This window comes from uncultured Campylobacter sp. (genome assembly GCF_938031315.1).
In the GTDB taxonomy this organism is placed as follows: Bacteria; Campylobacterota; Campylobacteria; order Campylobacterales; family Campylobacteraceae; genus Campylobacter_B.
Window position 1 is genome coordinate 1 of the sequence record NZ_CALHHT010000396.1, and the last position, 8,247, is coordinate 8,247.

Below are 8,247 nucleotides of genomic sequence, written 5' to 3' on the forward strand. Positions count from 1 at the left end.
TTAACGCTAGGCAGGGGATAAATTTTACGAGATACGGCAGGAGCTATAAATTTTACTTCATTCTCTATCACAAGCCCCTGAATACCGGCATTGATTGATACAAAAGTTTGTAGAGAAAAGGTATTACTCTTGTGAACCCATAATGCACTATGGATCGTATCGTTTAATACTACTAGTACGCCCCGATCTCTGCTTTGCGGACTAATGGCAGTTAGCACGCTAGCGTATATATTACCGGCGCCATCCGAACTGATAGAGTCAGCATTTCGCATAGCGCCGGTAAGAACTAACGGAGCATGCTCATCCCAAACTAAATTTAGAAAGAATGCGCTTTCTTCTAGCGTATCGGTTCCTTGTGTAATAACCACGCCTGCTGCCCCTTTAGCTATCTGCTCTTTCGCCCATTTATAAACTTCTACAAGATCTTGTACCTTTAAACTACCACTAGGAAGAGCCAGCAAGGTTTTGGCCTCTATTTGCACCATCTCCCTCAAAGCAGGTACTGCACCTACTAACTGCTCTGCGCTAAAGCTAGGTTTAACTCCGCCTTGTCCACCGTTCGCGCTCATACAAATCGTACCGCCCAACGCACCGACTGCAATTTTTGGCTTTGACATTTTTTACTCCTTCACTTTTTTTTAGTTTGGGAAATTATACCATATTTTAAAATTTTTCAATACAAAATACTAAATATTATATATAATTTTTTAAAAAAATGTTATAATGCCCAAAGAAATTTCTTAAAAAGGAGTTAACAATGTTAGTCGCGGCTCAATGCGTTATGATTTTTACGCTTATCTTAATGATAAGTGGTAAGACGCCGTTATATACTACGGCTATAGTCGGTTCGGCAATTAGCGCGCTAGTAGCAGGATTTCCGGTAGCAGGACCAAAAAATATCGTATCTTTGGTCTCTCTTATTAACGGAGGTTTAAATCCGGTTATTGCCGATATGACAGGAATTTTAATGTTTATCGGCGTTATGCAAGCCAGTGGTTTCATGGATGTAATTATTCGAAGTATTGTAAGACTAGGAAATAAGCTGGGCGGGGGCGTAGGTGTAGCGACTGCCGGAGGTATAGCGGCAGCGGTAATAGGTATGCTTACCGGTTTTACGCAACCGGCTATCACTGCGGTCATAACCGGTACGGCATCCGTAAAGCTTGGAGTAGATCCTAATAAATCTGCCGGTATCCATGGACATGCTGGTATTTTAGGCAACTACGGCGGTTTTACCCATCCTACACAAGTAGCCGTCGTAGCGGTATCGAATATCGGATTCGGACTAATTAACGTTATAGGTACGTTCGTCGGACTTTGTGTTTTTGCCTGCGCTTTTTTTAGATTAAAAAGAATGCGAAGCGGCACAACGCTTAGTAAAGAGGATGTCGAGCGCATTTCAAAAGAATTTGAAGCAAAGGCTGACGAAGCTCCGGTTTGGAAAGCGTTTTTGCCTTTTATTGTACTTTTCATCGGCTTTATTGCGGGATTTCCAGTCTTTGTAGTAGGTATTGCAAGTGCGATTATTACGATTTTACTTTCCGTTTTAAATTTTCAAGAAGGCGAGAAAAATATGCTAGAAGGCGTCGGCAAGATAGCTACTCCGCTTGTAGCTACGATAGGCTTTTTATTTATGAGCGGTGTTATAAAGCAAATCGGATTGGCCGATCTTATCGGTCAAATTTTTACTCCGATGCTAACTCATGCACCTATACAAAGTATGCTAATAGTATCGGCGTTAGCGGGTTTTGTAACCCAGAGTAATGCCGCGTCAGTAGCCATAACCATACCATTTTTGCAAGCCGCTCTTTCGCTAGGCACAGCGACACCTTTATCGTTAGCCGTTATGGCTGCAGGTGGTAGCGCTATGATGCAATATTATCTCACGGGAGGTCCCGTCGCAGCGCTAGCAACCGTAATTCCGGTAATCCCGGGATCGGAATTAAAAGCGGCAAATAAATTCCAACGTCCAAATATGCTATTTGGACTATTGGTATTATTCATTTTGTCATTTATGTTTTCGATATTTTAAATTCATATAAACCGTCGGTTAAATCTAGCCGACGGTTTAGCTTTGACCTATTATTAAACCTAAATATTTTATAAAATTTGGCAGTGTGGTAAATTTATACTGTTTAAATTTCATTTTATAAACCCGACCTGCGACAAAATTTCAGCCAGCGCTGCGTCTTTTTTCTCGTTAAATTTGACCTTGTTCTGCTCAAAAAGATTATTTCCGTGCGCGTCGATCGAGACGATGAGTGGACCAAACTCCTTCACGCGGCACTTCCACAAGGTCTCTGGCATCCCAAGCTCCATCCAGTCAGCACTCTCGATCTCCTCGACCTGTGTAGCCGCCACCACTGCGCAGCCTGCTGGAAATACGCAGTGTATCGCGCCAAACTCCTTGCAGCCGCTCATCGTGCCCTCGCCCATGCCGCCTTTGCCTACGATCAGGCGCACGCCCGTTTTGGCGATAAATTCTCGCTCAAATTTCTCCATCCGCATGCTCGTAGTCGGCCCCACCGAGACCATCTCAAAGCTTTGTTCGCCCGTTTTTCTGATGATCGGTCCAGCGTGCAGGATTGCGCTGCCTCTGATATCAAGCGGCAGCTCACGGCCCTCCTGCACGACGCGTCTGTGCGGTACGTCGCGGCAGGTGACGATGTGTCCGCTGAGGTAGATCACGTCGCCGATCCTTATATCCGCTAGATCCTCGGCCTTGATCGGTGTGGTTAAAATTTTCTTACTCATAGCGCGAACTCCTTGTGCGATTTTACGGCAAAGCTTAGCTGCTCGTCCCAGACGATATGGCCTTTGCGGTGCGACCAGCAGCCCACGTTTACGGCGACGGCGATGACGCTTGGGTGGCGGGCGCAGTTTTCGATATGTACGCCCATGACCGAGCTTGCGCCGCTCATGCCTTGCGGGCCCAGGCCGATTTTATTTATGCCATCTTCGAGCAGCTTTTCGGTTAGCGCGGCGCGTTCGTTTGGGTTTGCCGAGCCAAGAGGCCTCATCAGCGCTTTTTTAGATAACAAGGACGCCACGTCGATAGAGGTGCCCACGCCTATGCCCACTAGCAGCGGCGGACAGGCGTTTATGCCGTAGCTGGTCATTATGTCCATGACGAATTTCACGACGCCTTCGTAGCCCATGCCCGGCATCAGTACGGTTGCCTTGCCGGACAGGCTACAGCCGCCGCCCGCCATATAGGTGTGTATCTCGCACTCGCTGCTTTGCGGCATGATTTCCCAAAATACGCTCGGCGTGCCCTTGCCGACGTTTTTGCCGGTGTTGTACTCATCAAAGGTCTCGACGCTGTTGTGACGCAGCGGAGCCTCGCGCGTCGCTCGCAGTACAGCCTCGCGCAGCAGCTCTTCAAGCTCGCCGATGAGCGGGAAGTTCGCTCCGCAGCGCACGAAAAACTGGATCACGCCCGTATCCTGACAGGACGGACGATCTAGCTGCTTAGCTAGGCGCTGGTTTTCAAACATCGTTTTGTAGATTTCTCTCGCCAGCGGCTGCGTCTCGCGCTCGGCGAGCTCGCTTAGCTTCGCCGTCACGTCGTCGGGCAGCACCTTGCCCGTGTAGCCGACGAATTTCGCCATGACCTCGGTCATCTTTTGCACGGCTTTTTCTTTATCCATCGCTTCTCCTTTGCTGGTTTTTACTTTCAAATTTTTCGGCGGTGCCCGCCAGGACACAGCCTGCGGCGTAGCAGAGCAGATCGGCAAAATCAAATGTCCCGCCGATCATTACTTTTAAAATTTTGTTTTCTATGCCTAAAATTTGCACGGCGCCCAAATACTGCGCGAGCTCCAAGGCTGCGGCAAACGCGAAAATTTTAAGCGGCAAATTTGACGGCGGCGCGCCAAATGCGGCCCGCGCCAACGCGTAAAGCAAGATGACGACCAAAACGTCGCCCAGGTAGTGCCGCACGAAGCCGCCCTTTACGCAGATCGCGATGTAAATTTCAACCGCCAAAATCAAAACCGCCGCGGCTAAAAACGCTAGCCTCGTTCGCGTGCTTTGCCTTGTTTGCGCCTTTTGCACGAGCTTTGCGGCACTTTTTTGCTCTCTTAAATTTTCCCCTCGCAACGCTTTCCTTTTAAATTTAGCCGTTAAATTTGCCTCGCGCGGCGTAAATTTAGAGATGATTTATCACGCTCGCGTTGTATGCGGCGCCAAAGCCATTGTCGATATTTACGACGCCAACGCCGTTTGCGCAGCTGTTTAGCATCGCTAGTAGCGCCGCCAGCCCGCCAAAGCTCGCGCCGTATCCCACGCTGGTGGGCACCGCGATCACCGGCACGCTCACGAGGCCTGCGAGCACGCTAGCTAGCGCGCCCTCCATGCCGGCTACTGCGATCACGACCTTTGCGCCGCGTATCTCATCTAAATTTGCGATCAGCCTGTGCAGCCCAGCCACGCCCGCGTCGCTAAATTTGCGCACGTCGTTGCCTAGAAATCTCGCTGTTTCGTACGCCTCCTCCACGACCGCGCCGTCGGCGGTGCCTGCGGAGACTATCGCGATGTAGCTTTGCGTGAGCGCGGGCTCTTTAAATTTGACGCTGATGACGCGGCCGCGAGCGTTAAACTCCGCCTGCGGCAGCACCTCGCACACCCGCTTAAAAACCCGCTCGTTCGTGCGCGTGATCAGGATATTTTGCCCTCTCGCGCCGATCGCCTCTGCGATACGTAAAATTTCATCATCCGTCTTGCCCTCGCCGTAGATCACCTCGCCCGCGCCGTTTCGCAGGGCGCGCTGAGTGTCGATCTTGGCGCAGCCCACGTCCTCGTAGGGGTAGTTTTTCAGGTATTTTAGCGCCTCTTGCTCGCTCACGCGGCCGCTTTTTACCCCAGCAAAAAGCTCTAAAATTTCATCCTCTCTCATGCAAAACATCCTCTCTAAACCCCTTTAGATCGAGCGTTACCTCCGCCGCGCCGAGCATAACGAGCTGCCTAACGACGCTTTTAAATTTCGCGTCGTTTAGGAAGCTTTGCATGCTAGCAAAGGGCATTTGCAGCTTTATATTTTTGCGGTCGCACCGCGCGCGGACGTTTGCGTAGCCGCTTGCGATGAGCAGATTTTCCGCGGCTTCGATCAAATTTAGCTCGCTCTCATCGATCTCGCGTCCGTGCGGCAGGCGCGTTAGCAAGCACGCGTAGCCAGGCTTTTCGGCAGTGGGTAAGCCCAGCTCGCGCGAGAGCTCGCGGATATCTGATTTGGTTAAATTTATCAGCGGCGAGAGCACGCCTAGCTCCTCTTTTGCTTTGAGCCCCGGGCGGTATTCGCCTAGATCATCGCGGTTCGTGCCGTCTGCAACGCGGCTAAAGCCAAGCTCACGGGCGCGCTCGATTAGGCGCGAAAACACCGCCTTTTTACACAGATAGCAGCGGTTTTCGGGATTGTCTTTGATCTCCTCTGCGACGCCTAGCTCTAAAATTTCGTGCCTGATGCCGTAAGCGCGGGCAAATTCTACGGCTTCGGCGATCTCGCGCGAGGACATGTAGGGCGATCTGATCGTTATGCCGATAGCCCGTTCGCCCAGAGCGTCGTGCGCCGCACGCAGTAGTAGCGAGCTGTCCGCGCCGCCGCTAAATGCGACCGCGAGTTCGCCCAGCCCGCGCAGATCAGCCTTTAGTTTTTCTAGTTTCGTCATAGATTTCTAGCGCCTCTTTTCGCACCCGCTCGATCGTCGTGCCGTGCGCGAGCGCCGCGGCCTTGCAGTCCTCAAATTCGGGCTTTGCTTTTTGCGTTTGGCAGGTGCCTGAAATTTTAAGCCCTATCTCGCCGAATTTCGTCTGCACCCGCACAAACTCGCGCTTTAGCTCGGTTTTAACAACCTCTACCTCGCGAACGCCGATCGCCGTCGTGTGCGTAAATATAAGATCCTTTAAATTTTGCGCGTCCTGCTTGCGGCACAGCGCGTTTAGCTCAAAGCCCGCGCGCCCCTTTTTCATAAAAATAGAGCGACTAAAGACGTCTAGCGCGCCGTTCTCGCGCAAAATTTCGCAGGCAAGCGCAAAGCTCTCGGCATCCATATCGTCGATGTTCGTGGAGATTAAAATTTGCTTGCAAACCTCGCCGTAGCCTGAGCGCGCGGCTAAATTTCGCTCATCGCTTTCATCGTTCAAATTTTCATCCGCCTCGCAGATCATCGCGCGAAGCACGTTTGCAAAGCCCGCGGAGTCTTTGCCGCCAGCGCCATAGCCGATCTTTTTGATCCTAAAGCTCGCGCCGTCCGTAAACTCATCCGCGCTGGCCTTTAAAATCGCCGCACCCGTGGGCGTAGTCATCTCGAAATTTGCGCGCCCGAGGCTTACGGGCACGCCTTTTAAAATTTCGCAAACGGCGGGCGCAGGCACGCTAAGCGCGCCGTGATCGCAGATCGCTACGCCGCCGCCAAGCTCGATTTTGGAGCTTACGATGCGCGAGACGCCGAGCTTTTCAAAAAGATACTCAAAGCAGATCGCCGCGCCCGCGACGTCCACGATGCTATCTATCGCGCCGATCTCGTGGAAATGTACCCGCTCTACGTCCGTGCCGTGAACTTTAGCCTCGGCCTCGGCAACTGTGCGAAATATCGCGCCCGCTCTTTGTTTGCAACGCTCGCTCAAATTTGAACTCTCTAAAATTTGCACGATATCGGCGTAGCTTCTGGCGTGGGGCTGCGATTTTAGAGGCGCGACGTCGATTTTGGTCGCGGCGATGCCGTTTTTTAGCACGCTTTTGCGCATGAGTTTAAATTCGCCGGCTAAATTTAACTTCTCTAGCTCGGCGCAAAGATAGCCAAAATCCACGCCGAGCCCCACCAGCGCGCCTAAGTTCATATCGCCGCTGATGCCTGCGCTCGCGTCGTAATATAAAATTTTAGCCAAACCTAGGCCTTAGGCACCGTCATCGAGCCAAACGGCAGGATGATGATTTTAGCGTCCGCGCCCTTTTGCGCGAGCGCGTCGTCCACGGCCTTTTGGATGTCGTGGTATGGTTTTAGATGCACGGCGCGCATCTCATCGTCGCTTAGATCGCTCACTGCCCAGGTCTGCGCCCAGAGCGAGATTTCAGCCATTTTAGCGGCCTTGTGATAGCCGAGCTTAAAGCCAGCGCTGATCTTTTCGAGCACCTTTTTGGGCGTGTCGGCGGAGGCCATCAGGTCAAAAAACGGCTTTGGTCCGATGCCTGTGCGGCACTTTGCGACCATGATTAAAATTCCGTCCTGCGCGAGTGCTAGTTTGCCGTTATCTAGGGCTTTTTGCGCCTGATAGAGATCGACGTCCATCGGATAAGGCGCGACCGAGATCACGATGTCGGCCTTGCGCGGGATATTTACGCAAAAGACCTCGTCGGCCTTTTTCACGCAGTCGTAAAAGCTGTCGTTCAAATCGCCCGCGCTTGCGTAATACACGCCGTGCTCGCTGTCAAGCACCGTCTGGATCGAAAAAACGTCGATGTGCGCTAGCACCTTCATCGCGTCGATCATATCCTCGTGCACGGGGTTGCCCTCTAGGCGCAGCGCCTGAGCGTCGGCGCTAAGGGCTAGTTTGTGGTTTTGCTCGATGGTTTCGTATTTGGCGACGCCGGGTAAAAACGCCTTTCGTCCGCCCGTATAGCCTGCAAAATAGTGCGGCTCGACCGAGCCTATGACGATCACTTTTTTTGCTTCTGCTACGATTTTGTTTAGATACATCTGCGTGCCGTTTTTGGACTCGCCTAAAAAGACCATTTCGTCGTGCTTGGAGTCGTGATCGTGAACTTCGTTTTTGGCGCTGATTTCCGCGTAAATTTCTTTGCCGAAGATCATCTCGTACTCATCAAGCGTACCCTCTCTGTGGCAGCCGGTGGCGATGATGAAAATTTTATTTTTCTCGCGGATTTTTGGGTAAATTTGCTTTAAAATTTTTGCCGTCGGCGTAGGTCTCGTGCCGTCGTTTACGATGATTACGATCTTTTCATCGCCTGCTATAAACTCGTCAAAGCTTTTTTGATTTATCGGATTTGCCAGAGCCTTTGCGATGAGCGCCGTTTCGTCAAATTTAGCCACGGGGTTTGGATCGAAAACGCCGAGCAAATTTTTCTCGTTTATCTCTAAGCTTAGATGATCATCTTTGCCGTATGCGATAGGGATTTGCATATCTGCCTCCTATGTGGAATTTGGCGGGATTATAACGTAAATTTTATTTAAAACGAATTAGCCTAGAGCGGGTTATGAACGGAATTTAGAAAGCTTTAGAATTTAAAAA

General features: G+C 51.1%; 9 protein-coding genes. 1 reads left to right on the forward strand and 8 read right to left on the reverse strand.

The window, feature by feature from the left end; all coding sequences use genetic code 11:
- Positions 1-617 (reverse strand): asparaginase (locus Q0236_RS09940; RefSeq protein ID WP_297917326.1); only part of this gene is annotated, 617 nt, incomplete at its 3' end.
- A 140-nt stretch (positions 618-757) separates the two neighbouring features.
- Between Q0236_RS09940 and Q0236_RS09945 the strand changes: the two genes are divergently transcribed.
- Complete coding sequence (locus tag Q0236_RS09945; protein ID WP_297917328.1) at positions 758-2,032, forward strand: citrate transporter; 1,275 nt, start codon at positions 758-760, stop codon at positions 2,030-2,032.
- A gap of 110 nt (positions 2,033-2,142) precedes the next feature.
- On the opposite strand, the gene ttdB is transcribed toward Q0236_RS09945, so the two are convergent.
- Genes ttdB through larA form a run of 7 tightly spaced genes read right to left on the reverse strand, consistent with a single transcriptional unit; the run spans position 2,143 to position 8,138 of the window.
- Positions 2,143-2,754, reverse strand: coding sequence for a L(+)-tartrate dehydratase subunit beta (ttdB, locus tag Q0236_RS09950; RefSeq protein ID WP_297917330.1), 612 nt, complete (start codon positions 2,752-2,754; stop codon positions 2,143-2,145).
- Complete coding sequence (ttdA, locus tag Q0236_RS09955) at positions 2,751-3,650, reverse strand: L(+)-tartrate dehydratase subunit alpha (protein ID WP_297917332.1); 900 nt, start codon at positions 3,648-3,650, stop codon at positions 2,751-2,753. Before ttdA ends, ttdB begins: the two co-directional genes overlap by 4 nt.
- Positions 3,643-4,101 (reverse strand): DUF2809 domain-containing protein, encoded by a 459-nt coding sequence (locus tag Q0236_RS09960; protein ID WP_297917334.1) that lies wholly within the window; start codon positions 4,099-4,101, stop codon positions 3,643-3,645. The genes ttdA and Q0236_RS09960 overlap by 8 nt, the downstream gene beginning before the upstream one ends.
- Positions 4,102-4,150: 49 nt before the next feature.
- Positions 4,151-4,897: a nickel pincer cofactor biosynthesis protein LarB gene (gene larB, locus Q0236_RS09965; RefSeq protein WP_297917342.1), complete on the reverse strand. Its 747-nt coding sequence runs from the start codon at positions 4,895-4,897 to the stop codon at positions 4,151-4,153.
- Entirely contained in the window at positions 4,884-5,666 is a 783-nt protein-coding gene (larE, locus tag Q0236_RS09970) for an ATP-dependent sacrificial sulfur transferase LarE (protein WP_297917336.1), read from the reverse strand. Before larE ends, larB begins: the two co-directional genes overlap by 14 nt.
- Complete coding sequence (gene larC / locus Q0236_RS09975) at positions 5,638-6,885, reverse strand: nickel pincer cofactor biosynthesis protein LarC (protein ID WP_297917339.1); 1,248 nt, start codon at positions 6,883-6,885, stop codon at positions 5,638-5,640. Before larC ends, larE begins: the two co-directional genes overlap by 29 nt.
- 2 nt (positions 6,886-6,887) lie before the next feature.
- Positions 6,888-8,138, reverse strand: a complete 1,251-nt coding sequence (larA, locus tag Q0236_RS09980; RefSeq protein WP_297917341.1) for a nickel-dependent lactate racemase — start codon at positions 8,136-8,138, stop codon at positions 6,888-6,890.
- Positions 8,139-8,247: the final 109 nt, after the last annotated feature.